At 69.0% G+C, this 20,423-nt stretch carries 16 protein-coding genes; 3 read left to right on the top strand and 13 right to left on the bottom strand.

The annotated features are described in order from the left end of the window. The first annotated feature begins 2 nt into the window (after positions 1-2). Positions 3-3,413 (top strand): efflux RND transporter permease subunit, encoded by a 3,411-nt coding sequence (locus DJ029_RS10265; RefSeq protein WP_112322335.1) that lies wholly within the window; start codon positions 3-5, stop codon positions 3,411-3,413. Between the two features lie 13 nt (positions 3,414-3,426). Here DJ029_RS10265 and DJ029_RS10260 read toward each other — a convergent pair whose 3' ends face one another. After that, positions 3,427-4,242: a protein-disulfide reductase DsbD domain-containing protein gene (locus DJ029_RS10260; RefSeq protein ID WP_157966339.1), complete on the bottom strand. Its 816-nt coding sequence runs from the start codon at positions 4,240-4,242 to the stop codon at positions 3,427-3,429. 106 nt (positions 4,243-4,348) lie between these two features. Between DJ029_RS10260 and DJ029_RS10255 the strand changes: the two genes are divergently transcribed. Beyond that, a complete protein-coding gene (locus DJ029_RS10255) occupies positions 4,349-4,906 on the top strand; it encodes a YqgE/AlgH family protein (RefSeq protein ID WP_112322334.1) in 558 nt (185 codons plus the stop codon). Between the two features lie 4 nt (positions 4,907-4,910). Here DJ029_RS10255 and DJ029_RS10250 read toward each other — a convergent pair whose 3' ends face one another. The 11 genes from DJ029_RS10250 to htpX form a co-directional block, all read right to left on the bottom strand. Beyond that, positions 4,911-6,215, bottom strand: a complete 1,305-nt coding sequence (locus tag DJ029_RS10250; protein WP_112322547.1) for a DUF3422 family protein — start codon at positions 6,213-6,215, stop codon at positions 4,911-4,913. 121 nt (positions 6,216-6,336) lie between these two features. Further along, complete coding sequence (locus DJ029_RS10245) at positions 6,337-7,506, bottom strand: DNA recombination protein RmuC (protein ID WP_112322333.1); 1,170 nt, start codon at positions 7,504-7,506, stop codon at positions 6,337-6,339. A 3-nt stretch (positions 7,507-7,509) separates the two neighbouring features. Beyond that, the gene (mutL, locus tag DJ029_RS10240; protein ID WP_198671115.1) at positions 7,510-9,387 is read right to left on the bottom strand and encodes a DNA mismatch repair endonuclease MutL; all 1,878 of its coding nucleotides are present in this window, start codon (positions 9,385-9,387) and stop codon (positions 7,510-7,512) included. Positions 9,388-9,451: 64 nt separating this feature from the next. Continuing rightward, positions 9,452-10,759 carry a M16 family metallopeptidase gene (locus tag DJ029_RS10235; RefSeq protein ID WP_112322332.1) on the bottom strand — a complete coding sequence of 436 codons (1,308 nt, stop codon included), beginning with the start codon at positions 10,757-10,759 and terminating at the stop codon, positions 9,452-9,454. Next, positions 10,756-12,087 carry a M16 family metallopeptidase gene (locus DJ029_RS10230; RefSeq protein WP_112322331.1) on the bottom strand — a complete coding sequence of 444 codons (1,332 nt, stop codon included), beginning with the start codon at positions 12,085-12,087 and terminating at the stop codon, positions 10,756-10,758. The genes DJ029_RS10235 and DJ029_RS10230 overlap by 4 nt, the downstream gene beginning before the upstream one ends. Positions 12,088-12,171: 84 nt before the next feature. Further along, the gene (locus tag DJ029_RS10225) at positions 12,172-12,708 is read right to left on the bottom strand and encodes a DUF3035 domain-containing protein (RefSeq protein ID WP_157966338.1); all 537 of its coding nucleotides are present in this window, start codon (positions 12,706-12,708) and stop codon (positions 12,172-12,174) included. Between the two features lie 65 nt (positions 12,709-12,773). Beyond that, positions 12,774-13,265: a signal peptidase II gene (lspA, locus tag DJ029_RS10220; RefSeq protein WP_258165086.1), complete on the bottom strand. Its 492-nt coding sequence runs from the start codon at positions 13,263-13,265 to the stop codon at positions 12,774-12,776. Positions 13,266-13,269: 4 nt separating this feature from the next. Continuing rightward, positions 13,270-14,844, bottom strand: coding sequence for a bifunctional phosphoribosylaminoimidazolecarboxamide formyltransferase/IMP cyclohydrolase (gene purH, locus DJ029_RS10215; protein ID WP_112322544.1), 1,575 nt, complete (start codon positions 14,842-14,844; stop codon positions 13,270-13,272). Between the two features lie 66 nt (positions 14,845-14,910). Further along, a complete protein-coding gene (locus DJ029_RS10210; RefSeq protein WP_112322329.1) occupies positions 14,911-16,668 on the bottom strand; it encodes a heparinase II/III family protein in 1,758 nt (585 codons plus the stop codon). Positions 16,669-16,730: 62 nt separating this feature from the next. Continuing rightward, positions 16,731-18,032, bottom strand: coding sequence for an RsmB/NOP family class I SAM-dependent RNA methyltransferase (locus DJ029_RS10205; protein ID WP_112322328.1), 1,302 nt, complete (start codon positions 18,030-18,032; stop codon positions 16,731-16,733). Then, on the bottom strand, positions 18,029-18,967 hold the full coding sequence (gene htpX / locus DJ029_RS10200; protein WP_112322327.1) for a zinc metalloprotease HtpX: 939 nt from the start codon (positions 18,965-18,967) through the stop codon (positions 18,029-18,031). The genes DJ029_RS10205 and htpX overlap by 4 nt, the downstream gene beginning before the upstream one ends. 69 nt (positions 18,968-19,036) lie before the next feature. Between htpX and DJ029_RS10195 the strand changes: the two genes are divergently transcribed. Next, complete coding sequence (locus DJ029_RS10195) at positions 19,037-19,222, top strand: DUF1674 domain-containing protein (RefSeq protein ID WP_112322326.1); 186 nt, start codon at positions 19,037-19,039, stop codon at positions 19,220-19,222. Positions 19,223-19,235: 13 nt separating this feature from the next. On the opposite strand, the gene DJ029_RS10190 is transcribed toward DJ029_RS10195, so the two are convergent. Next, positions 19,236-20,303: an NAD-dependent epimerase/dehydratase family protein gene (locus tag DJ029_RS10190; protein WP_112322325.1), complete on the bottom strand. Its 1,068-nt coding sequence runs from the start codon at positions 20,301-20,303 to the stop codon at positions 19,236-19,238. Between the last annotated feature and the right edge of the window lie 120 nt (positions 20,304-20,423).

The raw sequence follows: 20,423 nt of genomic DNA, 5'->3' as shown, positions 1-20,423 counted from the left end.
CCATGGCAGGCGGGCGCATCACCGAAGGGGCGGGCGGCATCCTCAGCTATTTCACGCGCCACCGGACGGCGGCGAACCTGCTGCTGGTGATCCTCATCGCGCTGGGGGTGGCGGCGGGCAGCCAGATCCGCAGCCAGTTCTTCCCCGACGTGGTGATCGACAACGTCTCTGTCCGGGTGAACTGGGACGGCGCCGGCCCCGAGGACGTGGACAACGCCATCATCGCCCTGCTGGAGCCCGCCCTGCTTGGCGTGGAGGGGATCGAAAGCACCTCCTCCACCGCGCGGGAGGGCAGCGCGCGCATCGACATAGACTTCGAACCGGGCTGGGACATGGCCCGCGCGACGGAGGATGTGACCACCGCCGTCAACACCGTGAACAACCTGCCCGAAGGCGCGGACGATCCGGTGATCCGGCGCGGGGCCTGGCGGGACCGGGTGACGGACGTGGTGATCTCGGGCCCCGTCTCGCCCGAGCAGCTGGGCCGCTACAGCGACGAATTCGTCGCCCGCCTGTTCCGCGAAGGGATCACCCGCACCACGATCCGGGGCATCGCCGCCCCGCTGGTGGAAGTGGAGGTGAGCGAAGCGAACCTGATCCGCCATGACGTCACCCTGTCGGGCATCGCCGACGCCATCGGCGCGGAGGCAGAGGCCGACCCCGCCGGGGACGTGGCGGGCGGCACCGCGCGGGTGCGCACCGGCGTGGAAAAGCGCACGGCCGAGGAGATCGCGGACATCGTCGTGCGCTCGAACCCCGACGGCTCCAAGCTCAGGGTCGCCGATGTGGCCGAGATCCGCGTGCTCGGGGCCGATGCGGGGCGCACCTATTACAAGGGGCCCGATCCCGCCATCTCCATCCGGGTGGACCGGGCCGACCAGGGCGACGCCATCGCCATGCAGGCCGCCGTGTCGCGCGTCGCAGCCGAGTTGCAGCCGCTGCTGCCTGAAGGCGTGCAAATCGACCTGATCCGCACCCGCGCCGAGGCGATCACCGACCGGCTGGACATCCTTCTGGACAATGGGCTGATGGGGCTGGGGCTGGTGGTGCTGCTTCTGTTCCTGTTCCTGTCCGCGCGCACCGCCTTCTGGGTGGCCGCGGGCATTCCCGTGGCGATGTTCGCCGCCGTGGCGCTGATGTACGCCGCCGGGCTGACGATCAACATGATCTCGCTCTTTGCGCTGATCATCTGCCTTGGCATCGTCGTGGATGACGCCATCGTGGTGGGGGAGCACGCCGATTTCCGCCACCACCGCCTGGGCGAGCCGCCCGCCGTCGCGGCGGAAAACGCCGCCCGCCGCATGGCGTTGCCGGTCTTCTCGGCCACGATCACGACGGTGCTGGCGTTCTTCGCGCTGACGGTCGTGGGCGGGCGGTTCGGATCACTGATCGCCGATATCCCCTTCACGGTGATCGTGGTGCTTATCGCCTCGCTGGTGGAATGCTTCCTGATCCTGCCCAGCCACATGCACCACGCGCTGGCCGCGCAGGCCCGGGGCGACAAGTGGTACGACTGGCCCAGCCGCACGGTGAACAAGGGCTTCCGCTGGGTGCGCCACAGCCTGTTCCGCCCAGCCATGGCGCTGGTCATCCGCCTGCGCTACCCGGTGCTGGCCGCTGCCGTGCTGGCGCTGGCGATGGCGGCAGGGCAGTTCCTGCGCGGCGACGTGACCTGGCGCTTTTTCAACGCGCCGGAGCGGGGCTCCATTTCCGGCAATATCGCGATGCTGCCCGGCGCCACCCGCGAGGATACGCTGGAGATGGTGCGCGAGTTGCAGCGCGCCACGGACGCCACCGCCGCCGCTTTCGCCGCCGAGCATGGCGCGAACCCCGTCACCTTCGCCCTGGCCGAAATCGGCGGCTCCACCGGGCGCGGTCTGGCGGGTGCGGACACGAAAGACCCGGACCAGCTCGGCTCCATCGCGATCGAGCTGATCGACGCGGACCTGCGCCCCTATTCCTCCTTCGCGTTCCTCGGCGCCTTGCAGGAGGAGGTGCGCAACCACCCGATGCTGGAAACCCTCAGCTTCCGGGGCTGGCGCTCGGGGCCCGGCGGGGACGCGCTGGACGTGAAGTTCTTCGGCGCGGACGCCACCACGCTGAAGGCGGCGGCGGAGGACCTGAAAGCCGCCGTCAGCCGCTACCCCGAGGTCAGCGCAGTCGAGGACAGCCTGTCCTATGACAAGACCGAACTGGTGCTGGAACTGACCCCGCTCGGCCAGAACCTGGGCTTTACGATCGACGGGGTTGGGCGCGAGCTGCGCCAGCGCCTTGGCGGCATCAAGGCCGCCGAATTCCCCGTCGGCGTGCGCACCGGCAAGGTCGAAGTGAAGCTGCCGGACGAGGAGTTGACGGCGGATTTCCTTGAGCGCACCCGCCTGCGCACCCCCGACGGGGCCTATGTGCAGCTGAGCGACATCGTCTCCGTCTCCAGCGGGCTCGGCTTTTCGACCGTCCGGCGGGAAAACGGCCTGCGCCTGATCGAGGTGACGGGCGACATCTCCGAAGACGACCCCGAGCGTGCGGCCGAGATCATGGCCGAGCTTCAGGACACCATCCTGCCCGAGATCGCCGGGATTCACGGCGTGGAGTTCCAGCTTTCCGGCCTGGCCGAACAGGAGCGGGACTTCCTCAGCGACGCCGCCCTCGGGTTCGGTCTGTGCCTGCTCGGGATCTACCTGACGCTGTGCTGGATCTTCGCCAGCTGGACGCGGCCCTTCGTGGTGATGGCGGTCATTCCCTTCGGCATCATCGGCGTGATCTGGGGCCACATGGCCTGGGATGTACCGCTGTCTATGTTCTCGGTCGTGGGGATGATCGGGATGACCGGGATCATCATCAACGACAGCATCGTGCTGGTGACCACCATCGACGAATACGCCGAAAAGCGCGGCCTGATCCCCGCGATCATCGACGCGGCGGCGGACCGGCTACGCCCGATCCTGCTGACCACGGCGACCACCGTGCTGGGGCTGGCGCCGCTGCTCTACGAAAGCTCGCAGCAGGCGCAGTTCCTGAAGCCCACGGTCATCACCCTTTGCTACGGGCTGGGCGTGGGAATGTTCCTGGTGCTGCTGATCGTGCCCTCGCTGGTGGCGATGCAACTGGACGCGGGACGCATCCTACGCAGCCTGCGCCGGGCCCGGTCGGGCGCGCGCCGCCAGCCGCTGCTGGTGCGCCTCGCGCTGCTCGGCTCGGGCCTCGGCAGCCTCGGGGTGCTGGCGCTGACGGTCGGCACCTACGTGATCCGGGGCGAGCCGGGCGCGCTGGTCGCGGCGGTGCAGGCGGGCCTGCCCGCCCTGCCCGACGGGCTGGCCGTCATCGTGACGCTGGTGCTGGGACTGTTCGTGGTCTTCGCGGTGGTGCTGGCGCTGTCGACCCTGGCAATGCCGCGCCGCCAGCGCATGGGCTGAGCGCCCATTCGGGTCAGGCGGGCGGGCAGCCGGTCAGTTCGATCACCGGCCCGTCGCCGATCAGCGACAGGCGCATGCGCTCGGGGTCGAGCGCGCCCTCGGCGCCGCCGGCATGGACCGCCTCGCCGCTGAGGGCAAGCAACGGGCCCGACGCGCTGACCGAGTCGAGCGTCATCCACACCAGGTCCGAGCCGCTTTCAAGAACCACGGTCTGAAGCTGTGGCGGGGCCACGGCGAAGCGCACCGTCATATCGACCGCCCGCGTCCCCCCGGTTCCCGAGATCGCGCAGGCGTAGCCGGTCACACCGGCCTCTGCCCCCGGTACGCCCCGGCTGTCATAGCTGGCCCGGATGACGCCGCTGTGCGACGCGCCGTCGATCCTTGCGGGTACTTCCAGCGAAAGGCTGCGTTCGGCGGGGATGCAGACGTCCTGGCAGACCCCGAAAAACAGCTCCAGGGTCAGCGAGATCGGCGCGTCCGCCACTTCGGGCATCAGTTCCATCGGAAAGATGACGTGGTCCTCGTAACCGATGGAACTGATCCCGTAGGTTTCAAAGACCACCGGGCGCGGCCAGTGTACCTCAGCCCCCGCCAGGTTGGTGGACCCGGCGGTGTTGAAGGTCGGCGGAATGCCGTTGCCCTGCGGCGCGCGCCAGTAGGTTTTCCACCCCGGTTCGAGCGCGATCTCCACCCCGATCATCCGCGAGCCGCTTTCCGTGACCCAGCCGGGCAGTAGACGCACCTGCGCCATTTCCTGCGACACGGCGGGCTGCGCGGACAGGGCGACAAGAACGGCAAGGATCGGGGGCAAGCTTCGCGGGTTGGACATGCGTTTCGGGGTAGCCAAAGGTCCGCCAAAATGAAAGTCACATTCCGGCGAGTTCGCACTTGATCGCCGCACACGCGCCCCCCAAGTTATCAGAATGGCGGAAAAAATGGAATTCCTTGACGGCAAACTGCTCGTCGCGATGCCCGGCATGGGGGATCCGCGCTTCGATCATTCCGTCATCTTCATGTGCGCCCACTCCGAGGAGGGGGCGATGGGGCTGATGATCAACAAGCCGGCGCGCGAGTTGAGCTTCAAGGAACTGCTCAGCCAGTTGGAGGTGTCCGAAGAGACCCCGCCAAAGGCGCCCGACATCTATTTCGGCGGTCCGGTCGAGCATGGCCGCGGCTTCGTACTGCACACCGCCGATTACCGGATCGACGGCGCGACGATGGACGTGGAGGGCGGCTTCGCCATGACCGCCACGCTCGACATCCTGCGCGATATCGCGGGCGGTCGCGGGCCAAGCCAGTCGCTTCTGACGCTGGGCTACGCGGGCTGGGCCCCCGGCCAGCTTGAAAGCGAGATCCAGGCCAACGGCTGGCTGGTGGCGGATGCCGACGCCAGCCTACTGTTCGACCTGGACCCGAAGCAGCGTTGGGCCGCCGCGATGGAAAAGATTGGCATCGATCCGCGCCTTCTGTCCTCGGACGGGGGCCGCGCCTGAGGGGCTAGCCGTCGCGCCGGGCGATGCGCTTGCGAATCCGGCGCACCATCCACCAGACCCCGAGCACCACCAGCGGCGTCAGCACCGCGTAGACCCAGCCCTCGGAAATCCCGTATGTCGCCCCGACCGGGCGCAGGATGTTGGCGGCCAGGTTCACAGCGTAATAGCTGATCGCGACCACCGACAGCCCCTCGACCGTTTCCTGAAGGCGCAGTTGCAGCGCCGCGCGCTCGTCCATCCGGGCCAGCACCTCGACGTTCTGCACCGAGGAGGCGACGTCCACCCGCGTCCGCAACAGGTTCGAGGCCCGCTCGCACCGCTGGCTCAACTCGCGCAGCCGCGCCAGCGCCGAGCGGCAGGTGCGCATCGCCGGATCGTAGCGGCGGGTCATGAACTCGGCGAAGGTCTGGCGCGACTGGATCCGCTCCTCTCGCAGGATCTCGATGCGCTGGTTGACGATCGCCTCGTAGGCCCCTGCCGCGCCGAAGCGGAAGGCCGAGGAAGAGGACAGCAGCTCCACCTCGGCCGAGATTTTCAGCAGCCGGTCCAGCGTGGCCTGGTCGTCATCCTTGCTGACGGCCATGTGCCCGACGATTTCCGCCAGTTCCCGGTCCAGCACGACGACGCGGCCCGAAACCGTGCGCGCCAGCGGCAGGGTGATCATCGACATCGACTTGTAGGTCTCGATCTCCAGCAGGCGCTGGACGATCCGGCCCAGCCGCCGCCGGCCCGTGCCCGCGCAGGACAGCACCGCGAAGCGCACGTGGCCGTTCTCGTCGATCCGGAAATCCCCGCCGATCACCGCCGCGCCGTCGATCACCTGCGCCACCGCAAGACTTTCGGGCACGAACCACTTCGAAAACGCCTCGGCCACCCGCGCTTCGGCGGCGCGCATGTCGGCCACCTCCTCCACCCGTACGAGGCAGGAGGTCAGCACCTTGCCCGGCGCCGCTGCAAGCCAGTCGTCCGGGAACATCGCATGGACCGAGCCATCGAAGGCCGCGTCCGCCACGCCGTCGGCAAAGATGGTGTAGGTGACGAACTCGGTGTGCTGCTCCCACTTCAGGGTGCCCCGGCCCAGCTTGCCCGAGTAATGGTTCGCCCCCGGCGCGGGATGCGGCGCGCCGTAGCGGTCCAGCAGCTGGACCAGGTGTTCCACGTCCTCTGCCCGGTCCCGTTCCGCCGCGTTCTTTTCCCGCTTGATCGCGATATAGACCGCGCGGCAGGGCGCGCTCAGCTCCGGGAAGGGGCGGGCGTGCAGCTCGTTGGAAAGCGCATAGCGTTCAGGGTAGTCGGAGAGCGGTTTCAGGGCCATCGGCGGGTCCTTGCGAATGATCTTGCCTCAGAGAGTTAGCACGGACCGGCGGCACGTCATCTGCGGCAAAGCGCCAGAACCGCCCGGAAACTGACGCCGATCCGAAACCCGTGACCTATTTCTGCAGCTTCAGCACGTCCGCCGGCAGCACGGCAGGGGCCGGCGCGTCATCGAATTCGAATTGCTCCAGCCTGTGCGCCCGCGTCCCGGCCTTGCCTGCCGAGATCTTGATTTCCTCGATATCCTTGGCGGCCTGCCCGAAATGCCGGTCGAGGTTGCCGACCCGATCCCCGAGCCGCCCGATATCCTTGTAGAGCAGCGCCAGTTCCTTGCGGATTTCCGTGGCGTGTTCCCGCATCTGGGCATCCTTCAGCACCGCGCGTAGCGTGTTCAGCGTGGCCATGCAGGTGGTGGGCGAGACGATCCAGACCCGGGCCTCGAACCCTTCGCGCACGATGTCGGGGAAATTCGCGTGCAACTCCGCATAGACCGCTTCGGAGGGCAGGAACATCAGCGCGCCGTCGGCGGTCTCGCCCTCGATGATGTAGCGCTCGGAGATATGGCGGATGTGAACCTTCACCGCCTGGCGCATGGCGCGCTGCGCGCTGATCAGCGCCTGCTCGTCCCGGGCGGCGACCAGGGCCTCGTAAGCCTCCAGCGGGAACTTGCTGTCGATCACGATGGGGCCCGGCGGGTTGGGCAGGTCGATCAGGCAATCGGCGCGCTTGCCATTGGACAGCGTGGCCTGGAAGGTATAGGCGCCCGGCGGCATCGCCTTGCGCACGATGTCCTGCAACTGGATTTCGCCGAACGCGCCACGGGTCTGCTTGTTGGACAGGATGTCCTGCAGGCCCAGCACGTTGCCCGACAGCTTCTCGATATTGCTCTGGGCCTTGTCGATGGTCGCCAGCCGTTCCTGCAATTCGGTCAGCGAGCGGGTGGTGCGCACCGATGTGCCGTGCAGGCTGTCGGTCATCTGGCGCTGCACCTCTTCCAGGCGGCGCTCCATCGTCTGGAGCATGGTCAGCTGCGCCGTGGCCTGCGCGTCCGCGACCGAGGACAAGCCCCCCGCGAGCCGCTGCTGCCCGTCCGACAGGCCCCGCACCGTTTCGCCGAGGTAGGCAACCTGCGCGCCAATAGGCTCTGTTGCGCGGGCGGACTGGCGGGCGGCGCGCAGCACGAGGATCAGCATGAGGAACAGCATCGCCAGAGGTAGCGCGACGGCAAGCGCCGCCGCGCCCAGAAGGCGCGGATCGGACCAGTCGAGGGTAGACAGGGATTCCATGGCTCAGCTCCGCCCGAACAGTTTCTCAAGATCATGCAGCGAGAGCGAGACCCAGGTGGGCCGCCCGTGGTTGCACTGCCCGGAATGGGGCGTCGCCTCCATCTCGCGCAGCAGGGCGTTCATCTCGGGCGCGCTCATCCGCCGCCCGGCGCGTACCGACCCGTGACAGGCCATGCGGCTGAGTACCGCGTCGAGCCGCGCCTGAAGCGCATCGCTGGTGCCGAGGTCGGCCAGCTCGTCGTCGATGTCGTTGAGCAGGCGCTCGCTGTCCACCTCGCCCAGCAGCGCGGGGGTTTCGCGCACGCAGATCGCGCCGGGGCCGAAGGCCTCGATATGCAGGCCGGCGCGGGCAAGGTCCTCGGCAATGGCCAAGAGGCGCGCGGAGGCGTCCGCGCCAACCTCCACGATATCGGGGATCAGCAGCGCCTGGGAGGGCACGCCGTTGTCGCGCATCCGCGCCTTCAGCTTTTCGTAGACCAGCCGTTCATGGGCGGCATGGGCATCCACCAGCACCACGCCGGTTTCGGTCTGGGACAGGATGAAGGTTTCATGCAACTGCGCCCGCGCAGCACCAAGGGGCAGGTGAAGCGCGTCTTCGGGCCCAGATGGGCCGTCAGCCGCGCTTTGGCCCGGATCGGGATCGATCCGTGCCGACGCCCAGTCACGGGCCTCGGCAAACCCCAGGGGCGCGGCGGCTGGCGCGGGGCGTTCGGGCCAGGCAACGGCGCTCTGGCTGGGGCGATCCATCTGGTAGACGGGCGCGCCCGGCGCGGTGGGCCGCGCGAACGCGCCGAGCGCGGCATCGGCCACGGTGCTCGATGCGCGGTGCCCTGCCCCGGCCAGCGCGTGGCGCAGGCCGGACACGATCAGCCCCCGCGCGATGCCGGGGTCGCGAAAGCGCACCTCCGCCTTGGCGGGGTGCACGTTGACGTCGACCTTCTGGGGATCGCAGCTGAGAAACAGCGCCGCCGCCGGATGCCGGTCCCGGCTGAGCAGGTCGCTGTAGGCCCCGCGCAGGGCCCCGACCAGCTGCTTGTCCCGCACCGGGCGGCCATTGACGAAGAAGTACTGCGACACGGCCGCGCCGCGCGAGAATGTGGGCAAGGCCGCCAGCCCGGTCAGGCGCAGCCCCTCACGCTCGGCGTCTATGTCGATGGCGTTGTCCACGAAGGGCTGCCCGATGATCTGCGCCGCGCGGTCGCGCAGGGCCTCGGCCGGGGGGCCGCCCTCTGCCTCCACCCGGAAGACGGTGCGCGGCGCGTCACCGGAACGGTCGATCAGCGTGAACGCCACCCCCGGCGCGGCCAGCGCGAGGCGGCGCAGGGTATCGGTGATCGCCTGCGCCTCGGCCCGGTCGGTGCGCAGGAACTTCAGACGCGCGGGCGTGGCGAAGAACAGGTCCCGCAGCTCGACCACGGTGCCCCGGCGCAGGGCGGCGGGGCGCACCGGCTCCACCGCGCCGGCGGTCACGCGGATCTCCGCCGCGGTGTCGGCGTCACTGGTGCGCGAGATGATGCTGAGCCGCCCGACCGCCCCGAGCGAGGCAAGCGCCTCGCCCCGGAAACCGAAGCTGCGGATGTTCAGAAGATCGCTGCCGTCGATCTTGGAGGTGGCGTGCCGGGCCAGCGCCAGTGGCAACTGGTCGGCAGGAATGCCGTGCCCGTCGTCCGTCACCCGGATCAGGCTGCGCCCGCCGTCGGCATAGGCCACCTCGATCCGGGTTGCGCCCGCGTCCAGCGCGTTTTCCACCAGCTCCTTGATGGCCGAAGCCGGACGCTCCACCACCTCGCCCGCGGCAATGCGGTTGGCGGCGGCGTCATCGAGCTGTCGAATCTCGGGACGCGGCTGGTGCTCGCTTATATTGGGGGCATCTAGGCTCATGCCACAAGGGATAGCATGAGCCGCCACGATTCTGCCAGTTCGGACTTTGCCGCGAAACCCCGCGTTAGTCCCCCATCCCCTCGGGCTGGCCGACGACCACGACGCGCAGCTTTTCAGGCTTCAACAGCCTTCGCGCGGCGCGATTCACGTCCTCCAGCGTCACCGACTCGATCATGGCGTTCCGCTCGGCGATGTAGCTTTTCGGCAGGCCCGCGGCCTGGAAACCGCGCAGGATGCTGGCGATCCGCGCGTTGCCGTCGAAGCGCAGCGGATAGGCCCCGGTCAGGAACTGCTTCACCTCGGCGAGTTCCTCTTCGGTGACGCCCTGCTCCCGGGCGCGGGCCCATTCGGCGCGGGTCACTTCCAGCGCCTCGGCGATGGTCTCGTTGGCACTGGTGACAGAGCCAAGGAACAGCGCCCCGAAGGGATCGCTGGCAAGGCCCGTGCTGATGCCATAGGTCAGGCCCCGCTTTTCGCGCACCTCTTCGCTGAGGCGCGAGGGGAAGCCGCCGCCGCCGAAGATCTGGTTGAAGACATAGGCAGGAATGAAATCCGGGTCGTCCCGGTGAATCCCGCTGTGCCCGAAGCGTGCCAGCGACTGGGGCGCGGGCATCGGGATGACGATGGTTTCGCCTTCGTCGATCACCTCGGCCGGTTCGGGCAACGCGGGCCCGGTCGCGGGCAGGTCGCCGAGCAACTCGTCGAGCAGCGGCCCAAGCTCCTCGGCAGAGATATCGCCGACGACGCCGATGAACACCCGGTCGCGCGCGAAGGCGCGGGCGTGGGCGTCCAGCAGGTCCTGCCGGGTCAGCGCCGCGACGGTTTCGACCGTGCCGTCGGTCGGGCGGCCAAAGGGATGATCGCCGTAAGCGGCGGCGGCGAAGGCGTGGCGCGCCTGTGCGCCGGGGTCTGTTTCGTCCATCCTGAGCGAGGCGAGAAACTGGCCCCGCACCCGTTCCAGCGCCTCGGCGTCGAAACGCGGTTCGATCAGCGCGCTGCGCAGCAGGGCAAGGCTTTCGGCCCGGTTCTCGGTCAGCATCGTGGCCGAGACGGAGACCTCGCTGCGGCCCGCGCTGAAGCCAAGGCGCACGGCCAGTTCCTCGGCGCGGGTGGCGAAGCCCAGCGCGTCAAGCGCGCCCGCGCCTCCTTCCAGCAGGCCCATCATCAGGGTCGTGGCGCCCAGCTTTTCGTCGGGTTCCATCATCGCCCCGCCGGTGAACTCCATGCTGAGGGCCAGCATCGGGATGCCGCGCTCCTGCACCAGCCAGGCGGTGATGCCGCCGGGCGAGGTGACCTCGACCACATCGGTCGCGGCACGGGCGGGCAGGCTGGCGGCGAGAAATACGAACAAGATGCAGAGCAGGCGGATCATTCTGCGCCCTCCTCAGGCAGGACATAGCCGGTGACGGAGCTTTCGCGGCGGAACACCGCCCGCCCGGCGGCGATCACGTCCTCGGCCGTGACCGCATCCAGCGCGTCGGTCCAGGACGCAACATCCTCCACCGTCAGGCCAGAGGTTAGCGCACTGCCATAGGCGCGGGCGCGCGATTGCTGGCTGTCGAGGGCATAGATCTCGGACGCGCGAATGCCCGCCTTGACCCGCTCAAGCGCCTCCAGGTCAGGCCCCTGGTCCAGGAAATCGGCAACCGCGCGGTCCAGCGCCGCTGCCGCCTGCTCCAGCGAGACCCCGTCCACCGGCGCGGCGTACAGCCCAAAGGTGCTGCCATCCAGCCCGTTCGGCCCGTAAGCCGCCCCGACGCTGATCATGACCTTCTCCTCCACCTCCAGCCGCTGCACGAGGAAGGACGTCACGCTGCCGCCCAACAGCCGCGCCAGCACGCTCAGCGCGGCGGCGTCGGCATTGTTGCCCGCACGTCGGGACGGGGCGAGGTAGCTGCGCGACAGGTAGGGCTGGCGCACCCGCGCATCGCGATAGGTCAGCCGCCGCTCCGCCCGCTGAGGCGGCTCGCTGGGGCGGGCGCGGGGTTCCAGCCCCTGCGTCGGCTCAAGCGGGCCGTAATGGGTTTCGGCCAGCGCAAACACGGCGTCAGGCTCCACGTCGCCCGCGACGATCAGGATCGCGTTGTTCGGCGCGTAGTAGCGGCGATAGAAGGCCAGCGCGTCCTCAAGCTGAAGGTCGCGGATCTCATGCTCCCAGCCGATGATCGGGCGGCCCTTGGGATTGTTGAGGTAGATCGCGGCGCGCATCTGTTCGTTGAACAGCCCCCCGGGCGAGCGTTCCACCTGCGAGCGGCGCTCTTCGAGAATCACGTCCCGCTCGGTCGCCACATCCTCGGGGGTTAGGACCAGTTTGCGCATCCGGTCCGCTTCCATCTCCATCATAAGGTCCAGCCGGTCGGCGGCGACCCGCTGGAAATACCCGGTGTAATCGTAGGAGGTGAAGGCATTGTCCGACCCGCCGTTGGCGGCGACATTGGCCTGGAACCGGTCACCGGGGAACTTCTCTGTGCCCTTGAAAAGAAGATGCTCCAGGAAATGCGCGATGCCGGATTTGCCCATCGGATCGTCGCCCGCGCCGACGCGGTACCACAGCATGTGCGTGACGACGGGGGCGCGGTGATCCTCGATCACGACGATCTCCAGCCCGTTGTCGAGGCGGGAGGTGGTGACCGCACCGGGGGAGCTGGCCCAGGCGGCGGCGGGCAGGAGCAAGAAGCTCAGAACGAAAAGGAATTTCATACCCCAGACGTAGCACAGCCACAGGCGTGGCCAAGGGGGTGTGGGGATGACATTCGCGTCAGCCTACGGGCTGGCCGCGCCGTCTTATTCTGACGGGGGAAGCTGCGGCACCCAGATCCCCAGCGCGCGCAGGCGCAGCAGCTCCGCTTCCGGGTCGAGGACTTGCGAGCCGTAGATGTCGCCATCGGACACCTTGCCGAACAGCCGATCGAGCAGCAGGCCGCGGTTATTCTCGCGGTAGACCTCGTCCTCGGCGGAAAGTTGCGCGCGAATGCCCGGCTGGCGCCCCCGCGCGCCGGCGGCGGCCAGAAGCGCGTTGTCCGAGGCGGCGGCAGGCGCCTTTTCCGGGCGGCCCGACAGCGCAACGAGGGCGTCGGTTTCCGGGGTCAGGTCCACGCGGCTGACCGCGCCCGGCGTCGGGGCGGGCAGCGTCGTCAGATCCTCGGGCACTTCCAGCGGCTTCTGGGGCAGGATGGCGAATTCCTCGGGCGCTTCGAAACTGCCCAGGGTCAAACGCTCCACCAGGCCACGGTCGTCGGAACTGTCGCTGCCGCCGCAGGCCCCGAGAAGGCCGAAAAGCGCCATGGTTGCGATGGGGCTCATCAATCGGATGCGACTCACACGACTGCTCCTGGTTCCGGGTCCGTAATGCACGAAGCCGGTGATATCGCAGATTGACTGCTGCGTCACGCCCCTTCCCCCTTGCCGCGTTTCTGGTCCGGCAGGAAGATCAGGCCGACCGCCCCGGCAAAGATCGCGGCATCGGCGATGTTGAAGGAAAACGGGTTGTCGATGCCACAGCAGCTCATGTTCAGGAAGTCGGCCACCGCGCCGTAGACGACCCTGTCCCAGGCATTGCCGAGCGCGCCCCCCGCGATCAGCCCGACCGAGATGGCGGCCCAGCGCCCTGCCCCGCGTAGCACCCAGATCGCCAGCCCGGCGGAAACCGCGACTGCGATCCCGATCAGGAACCAGCGCATCGCCTCGGCGTCCGTGCCGAACAGGCCGAAGTTGATGCCCCGGTTCCAGGCCATCTGGAATTGCAGGAACGGCGGCGCGACCTCGATCAGCAGGCGCGATTGCAGTTCCATCCCCTCGACGATCCAGATCTTGGACAAGCGGTCCAGCGCGATCACGAGGACCGCGACGAGCAGCATCAGGAAGGCGGGGCGGCGCACGGGCTTAATGCCGGAAGTGGCGCATACCGGTGAACACCATCGCCAGGCCAGCGGCGTTGGCGGCGGCGATCACCTCTTCGTCACGCACCGATCCGCCGGGCTGGATGACAGCCGTCGCACCCGCGTCGATGGCAGCTTGAAGCCCGTCCGCGAAGGGGAAGAACGCGTCCGACGCCAGCACCGAGCCACGGGTCGGCGCTTCCTGAAGGCCCACTACCTCGGCCATGTCCTGCGCCTTGCGCGCGGCGATACGGGCACTGTCAACGCGGCTCATCTGGCCCGCGCCAATCCCGACGCTGGCCCCGTCACGGGCATAGACGATGGCGTTGGATTTCACGTGTTTGGCTACCTTCCACGCGAACAGCATGTCCGAGATTTCGGACGGTTCGGGCGCGCGGGCGCTGACAACCTTCAGCCCGTCGGCGTTCATCTGGCCATTGTCACGGTCCTGGATCAGGTAGCCCCCGGCGACCTGGCGCCAGACACGGCCCGGCGCGGCCGGGTCCGGCAGGCCGCCTGTGGTCAGCAGGCGCAGGTTCGGCTTGCGCGCGAACACCTCGCGCGCGGCGTCCGTGACCGACGGCGCGATCACCACCTCGGTGAAGACGCGGGCGATCGCCTCGGCGGTTTCGCCGTCGAGTTCCTGGTTCAGCGCCACGATGCCGCCGAAGGCAGAGGTGCGGTCGCAGTCGAAAGCGCGGGCATAGGCCTCGGCCAGGCTGCCGCCGGTGGCGACGCCGCAGGGGTTGGCGTGCTTGATGATCGCCACGGCGGCGGAAGCGGCGGGATCGAATTCCGCCACCAGCTCGAACGCGGCGTCGGTGTCGTTGATGTTGTTGTAGCTCAGCTCCTTGCCCTGCAACTGCGTCGCGCTGGCCACGCCGGGGCGCGTGTCGCCGGTGCGATAGAAGGCCGCCGACTGGTGCGGGTTCTCGCCATAGCGCAGGCTCTGGGCCAGTTGGCCCGAGACGCTGCGCCGCGGCGGCACATCCTCGCCCGCGTGATCGGTCATCCAGGTGGACACGGCGGCGTCATAGGCGGCGGTGCGCGCATAGGCCCGCGCGGCAAGGCGGGTGCGGAACGCCTGCGTTGTCGCGCCGTCATTGGCGTCAAGCTCGGTGATCAGGGCGGCGTAATCCTCCGCCTCGGTCACCACGGCGACGGCGCCGTGGTTCTTGGCGGCGGCGCGCACCATGGCGGGGCCGCCGATGTCGATGTTCTCGATCACCTCGTCGGGGGCAGCGCCCTTGGCCACTGTCTCCTCGAACGGGTAGAGGTTCACGACAAGGATATCGATCGGCGCGATGCCGTGTTCCGCCATCGCGGCGCGGTGGCCCGCATCGGCGCGCAGCGCCAGAAGCCCGCCGTGCACCATCGGGTGCAGCGTCTTCACGCGGCCGTCCATCATTTCGGGAAAGCCGGTCAGCTCGGACACGTCGCGCACCGTCAACCCTGCGTCGCGCAGCGCCTGCGCCGTCCCCCCGGTGGAGATCAGCTCGACCCCGCGCGCGGCCAGCGCCTTGCCCAGGTCGATCAGGCCGGTCTTGTCGGAAACGGAAAGAAGGGCGCGCTCTGGCATGATGCTGCCGGTTTGGTCGGACATGACGTCTCCTGACGGTGGCTCAAGGTTGGCGCCCTTTTGCCGTCAGCCCTGTTGGGCGTCAACGGCTACATCGCGTCTGGCGCGGCCTGCGACGACCTCCCGCACCAGGGACCAGCTTATTTCGGCCTTGTGCGTCGTGGCGCGGCTGCGCAGCACCATCTGGCGCGTCGCCACCGGCTCGGGCTTGTCCGGGTCGAGGTAGACGCCGGTTTCCAGGTCGACCTGACCGCCGTCATGGCGGAACACCCAGACCTCGCCGCTCAGCAGGGTCAGGCGCACGGTGTCGGTCGCGCGTTCAAGCGCCGCGTCGACATCGGGGTGCAGGTGGAAATGCACGGACAGCGCGACGCCGAGCTTCGACGCCCCCTTGATCCGGGCCGAGAAGCGGCGGCGCGCCTTGTCATCGGGCGAGAGCAGCACATCCTCGCCATGCACCTGGTCGCCCTGCGCGGACAGGAACAGCCGGCGTTCATGCAGCAGGCCGTAATCCTCCAGATAGCCGTCGTGGCGGGTCTGGATCCACGCGCCCGTGGCGTCGCTGGCCTGCGCCAGCGTCACCATGGAAGGCCGGGTCAGGAGCGCGTCGAACCCCGCCCTGCCCGCCGCCCGTTCCGGGCCGAGCCGGGACGAGGACGTCTTGTCGAGCGCCAGCGTGTTATGCGCCGAGGTGCTGCGCGCCGCGCGCCACCAGTCCGGACACTGGGCGAGCGCGGGCCCGGTATTGACGATCACCGGCCGCCGGCCCGAGGACATCTCGAACGCCAACGTGCTGGCGTGGCCATGGTCCGAGTTTTCCGGCGGACGCGCGCAATCCACGATCACCTGGGTGCGCCCGCCGTGCAGGCGGACATAGCCCATGGCGGGGGCGGTGCCGGGGCGCGTGCGGATCCCCGCCTCGGCCAGCGAGCGGTCAAGCAGCCCGTCCGCCCCCGGCCCGCCGCCGTGAAAGCGCGCCAGCGTGCCATCGCCATGGCGCAGCAGGCGCAGCGCGGGGGCGATTCGGCGGATCGCGGCCTCGATCTCCGGGACGGGGGGGCGGGTCGTCTCCTCCAGCAGGGTCTTGACGGTGACGAGGTCGCGGAACACCGCCAGCAGCGCCTCGGGGTTGCGGGACTTCATGCCGCCGTTCGGCGACACGCGGTCCTGCGCGAGTTGCGCCAGCCCCTTCAGCGCGGGGGCGAGGCGATCCTGCCAGCCGTTGAGGCAGATCGCGCCATAGACCATCCCGGTCAGCGCGGCAGCGCGGTCGGCCCCGGTTTCCGCCCTTCCCGAGGTTTCATCGAGGAAGGCGGCGAAGACGGGCAGGATCGCTTGCAGGCGGGAAAGCTGCTCCCCCTCGAGGTCCTTTTCGAGGAACGGCATGTGGATGATCATCCGCTTCAGCCGCCCCGCCGTCGCGACCGGGGTCCAGCCCGGCCCCTGCCCTTCGCCGAAACGGTCGAGCCAGCCGATGGCCCAGCGCTGCGCCTGCGCGCGGGCGGCCTTGCCCGACAGCGCCTCGAAATCGTCTAGCCAGGCGAACCCGTGCAGGGCCTGGGTCAACGCTTCGGTCGGCAGGGGGATGTCCCAGGGCGTCAGATCGGTTAGCGGGGTGGCGTAGCCGCCGATCCGCAGGGTGCCGGAAAGCGCGTCGCGTGCGGCGGTGAAGTCGCCGAAATCCCGCACCGGGGGCCGATGCGCCAGCCCCGAGAAGCTCAGCCCCGCCGCCAGCCGCCCCAGGTGCGCCTTCGCCCGCGCCTCGGCCCGGGCGCGGGTCAGGCGGTGGATCTGGTCGGACAGGACGGACAGGGGTCCGGACACGGCAACTTCCCGTTAGCGATGAATGATCTCGCGCTTCACTGTAGGCGCAGGGTGTGGCCGTGTCATGGCAGCGCGTCGGGCTTGCGGAGCACCGTGGCAAAAAAACCGTCCATGCCACCCTGCTCTGCCCAGAAATCCGGGCGCAGGCGCAGGTGGCCTTCTGCGGTCCACCAATCCTCGGCGCAGCCTTCGGGGCGATGCGGATCGACGGTCAGGCCGGGATGACGGGCCAGCGCGGCGGCGGCCTGATCCTCACCCTCGGCCGGGAACAGCGAGCAGGTGCAGTAAAGCAGCCGCCCACCGGGGGCGAGCAGCCCGAGCGCGTGGTCGATCAGCTCGGCCTGCAACTTCAGCAGCGGCGCAAGGTCCGGGTCCGGGCGCGCGAACACGAGGTCCGGGTGGCGGCGAATGGTGCCGGTGGCCGAACAGGGTGCATCCAGCACGATGACATCCGGTGCGGGGCCTTCGGGGCGCCACTTGCGCGCGTCCGAGGTGACGACATCCGCCGTCAGCCCGGTGCGCTTCAGGTTTTGCGACAGGCGCGCCAGACGCCCCTTGGACTTGTCGATGGCCGTCACCCGCGCACCGGCGGCGGCAAGCTGCATCGTCTTGCCCCCCGGCGCCGCGCACAGATCCACCGCTGTCACGCCGCGCAGCGCGCCCAGCATCTGCACGGGAAGCGCGGCGGCCGCGTCCTGCACCCAGAAGCGGCCCTGATCATAGCCCGGCAAGCCGCTGACCCGCCCCGGCTGGGTCAACCGGACCGAGCCTGTGGGCAGAACCGCGCCGCCAACCTCGTCCGCGAAGCGCGCCGCGTCGTCGGGGTCGCGCAAGGTCAGGTCCAGCGGCGGCGTGGCGGTATGGGCCAGCGCGATAGCGGCGGCGGCATCCGCGCCGTAGGCGGCGCTGACCGGCTTCCACAGCCAATAAGGCAGCTCGGGCGCGTCGCGCGCCTCCCAGACCGCCGGTCCGTCCTGCGCCAGCTTGCGCCCGACGGCGTTGGTCAGCCCGGCCAGGTTCGCGTGCTTGCGCAGCGAGCGCACGGCGCGCACCGCACCGTCCACTGCCGCATGGGGCGGCACGCCGTCCACAAGCAATTCCCAGGCGGCGATGCGCAGGATCATCACGACAGCAGCGGGCGGGGGCTTGCGCAGGAACCCCTGCAACAGCGTATCGATCTGGGCCACGTGGCGCAGCACGCCGGTGGCGATGGAGGTCGCCCGCGCCCGTTCTTCAGGGGCAAGCTCGGCGAAGAAGCCTTCGCCCGCCTCGGTGAAATCGGCGAGCGTCTTGTTACGCTCCAGGACGCCGCCAAGGATCCGGGCGGCGGCACGGCGGGGGGACTGGCCCGGCGCGCCGCTCACTTGCGGCGCCTGCGGATCACGGGGATCGAGCTGGGGCGCGTCGCCCCTACACCGGGTGAGCGCGCCTGGCGCACGCCGGACGGCGTACGGTAACTGCCGTCCCGCGCCATCTGCTCAAGCGCGCGGATGCGCAGTTCTGCCGGGGGGTGGGTCGCGAACAGGCGGTCGATGCGCATGCCCACCAGCGGGTTGACCACGAACATATGGGCCGAGTTCGGATGCGTCTCGGCGCTCGGCATCTTCACCCGCGCCGCCACCGCCGAGATCTTGCCCAGCGCCGAGGCCAGCCCGAGCGGGTTACCCGAAATTTCGGCCCCGCCCCGGTCGGCGGCGTATTCGCGCGTACGGCTGACGGTCATCTGGATCAGCCCCGCCGCCAGCGGCGCCAAGAACACGGCCAGGATCACGCCGACGGCGCCGAACTGGCCCCGCTCGCGGTTGCCGCCCATGAAAAAGCCGATGTTGGCAAGGACGGAGATCGCCCCCGCGATGGTCGCCGCGATGGTCATGATCAGCGTGTCCCGGTTCTTGATATGCGAAAGTTCATGCGCGATGACGCCCTCAACTTCTTCCGACGTCAGGGTGTTCAGCAGCCCCATCGTCACCGCCACGGCGGCGTTGTCGGGGTTGCGCCCGGTGGCAAAGGCGTTGGGCTGGCGCGAGTTGATGAGGTAGACGCCCGGCATCGGCAGGTCTGCCGCCTTTGCAAGGCGCGTGACCATGTCATGCAGCGCGGGGTGGCTCATCCGGGTGACGGGCTGCGCGTCGTGCATCCGCAGCACCATCCTGTCGGAATTCCAGTAGGCGAAGCCGTTGGTCGCGATGGCGAACACCAGCGCGATGATCAGCCCGGTCTGCCCGCCCATGGCGTAGCCCGCGGTCAGCAGCAGCGCCGTCATGGCAGCCAGAAGCATTGCCGTGCGTATCATGTTCATCCATCAACCCTCCTTGCCCGTTCGCCGGATAAGGACCATATAGTCACCCACGCTACTTAGGAGAACTCCATGCCGGACGCCACCGACAAAGACGCGCGCCTGAAAGCCGCCGCCGCCCGCGCCCTGGCCGAGGCCGAGGAGCGCCGCAAGGCCCAGGCAGCCATAGAACTGCCGACCGAGCTTGGCGGGCGCGACGGGCCAGAGCCGGTGCGTTTCGGGGACTGGGAACGAAACGGGCTGACCAGCGACTTCTGAGCCGCCCGCGCCGCTACGCCGGTTTCAGCCTGCCGGTGTCCACCATCTGCTGAACCATTTCTTCGATCGCGGTGTCCACGGGGTGATATTCCAGCCCCAGCGCCTGTTTCGACTTGCTGTTGTCCGCCCGCCAGGGGTGGCCGACGGAGCGCGCCACGAAGCGCCGCGTGACGGCCTTGTCCACCATCGGTCCCAACAGCCACAACAGCCACTTCGGCAGAGTGCGGACCGGGAGCGGGCGGTCCGGGTGGCTGCGCCGGATGACATCCGCGACGTCGAGGAAGGACATCGTCTTCGCGCTGGTGATGTGGCGTCCCTCTGCCTCGGGAAGGAAGGCGGCGCGCATATGCGCCTCCGCCACGGTGCGGACATCGACGACGCCGATCTCGTAATGCGGCACGCCCGACTTGAACGCCCCGCCCGCGATCTGTTCCAGCAGGTTGAACGACTCCGACGTCTGGGTCGGCGCAAGCCCCGGGCCAAGCACCAGCGAGGGGTTGACCACCACCAGCCGCCAGGTCGATTGCGCATCCGCCATTTCCCAGGCCGCGCGCTCGGCCATCACCTTGGAATAGGAATAGGCCTGGTGCCCGATGCTGGAGGTGGTGTTCCAGTCATCCTCCGTCAGAATCCCGCCGGTCGTGCCCGCCACGTCGATATTGTCGCCGTAGATAGCCGCGCAGGAGCTGGTCAGCACCACCCGCTCGACCGAGGGCGTCGCGTTCACCGTTTCAAGCACGTTCCGGGTGCCCTTCACCGCCGGATCGACCAGGTCGCGCTGGGGATCCTCGATGTTCAAGGTGAACGGGCTCGCGGTGTGAAACACCACGCGGCACCCAGCCATCGCGGGCGCGAAGGCGCCGGCCTCCAACAGGTCCGCCTTGAACAGGGTCAGGCTACCGGGCAACGCATCCGCCATCTGCGTCAGATGCCCGACCTTGGCCGGGTCGTCGGGATTGCGCACCGTGGCATGGACGGTGAACCCTTCCTCGAGCAGGCGGCGGATCAGCCAGCCGGCAACGTATCCGGTCCCCCCGGTGACAAGGACGGGGGCGGTCGTGTCGTAGACGGGTGTCGGCATAAGGGGATCCTTTGCATGTGGGCGGCGCGGCCCGCGGCAGGGCATGGAATTCCTACGATCATGCACGCCGCGGAATTGACCATCTAGTGATCACTGCTTACATGTCAACGTATGACCAGT

Source organism: Oceanibium sediminis (assembly GCF_003265325.1).
Lineage (GTDB): Bacteria > Pseudomonadota > Alphaproteobacteria > Rhodobacterales > Rhodobacteraceae > Halovulum > Halovulum sediminis.
Note: the sequence above shows the minus strand (reverse complement) of the source record. Positions and strands in the feature narration are given on the sequence as shown.

What these genes read in the sequence shown, in the direction of transcription:
- DJ029_RS10265 (WP_112322335.1), top strand. Translation starts at nt 3, where the DNA reads ATGGCAGGCGGGCGCATCACCGAAGGGGCGGGCGGCATCCTCAGCTAT.
- DJ029_RS10260 (WP_157966339.1), bottom strand. Translation starts at nt 4,242, where the DNA reads ATGTCCAACCCGCGAAGCTTGCCCCCGATCCTTGCCGTTCTTGTCGCC.
- DJ029_RS10255 (WP_112322334.1), top strand. Translation starts at nt 4,349, where the DNA reads ATGGAATTCCTTGACGGCAAACTGCTCGTCGCGATGCCCGGCATGGGG.
- DJ029_RS10245 (WP_112322333.1), bottom strand. Translation starts at nt 7,506, where the DNA reads ATGGAATCCCTGTCTACCCTCGACTGGTCCGATCCGCGCCTTCTGGGC.
- mutL (WP_198671115.1), bottom strand. Translation starts at nt 9,387, where the DNA reads ATGAGCCTAGATGCCCCCAATATAAGCGAGCACCAGCCGCGTCCCGAG.
- DJ029_RS10235 (WP_112322332.1), bottom strand. Translation starts at nt 10,759, where the DNA reads ATGATCCGCCTGCTCTGCATCTTGTTCGTATTTCTCGCCGCCAGCCTG.
- DJ029_RS10230 (WP_112322331.1), bottom strand. Translation starts at nt 12,087, where the DNA reads ATGAAATTCCTTTTCGTTCTGAGCTTCTTGCTCCTGCCCGCCGCCGCC.
- purH (WP_112322544.1), bottom strand. Translation starts at nt 14,844, where the DNA reads ATGCCAGAGCGCGCCCTTCTTTCCGTTTCCGACAAGACCGGCCTGATC.
- htpX (WP_112322327.1), bottom strand. Translation starts at nt 18,967, where the DNA reads ATGAACATGATACGCACGGCAATGCTTCTGGCTGCCATGACGGCGCTG.
- DJ029_RS10195 (WP_112322326.1), top strand. Translation starts at nt 19,037, where the DNA reads ATGCCGGACGCCACCGACAAAGACGCGCGCCTGAAAGCCGCCGCCGCC.
- DJ029_RS10190 (WP_112322325.1), bottom strand. Translation starts at nt 20,303, where the DNA reads ATGCCGACACCCGTCTACGACACGACCGCCCCCGTCCTTGTCACCGGG.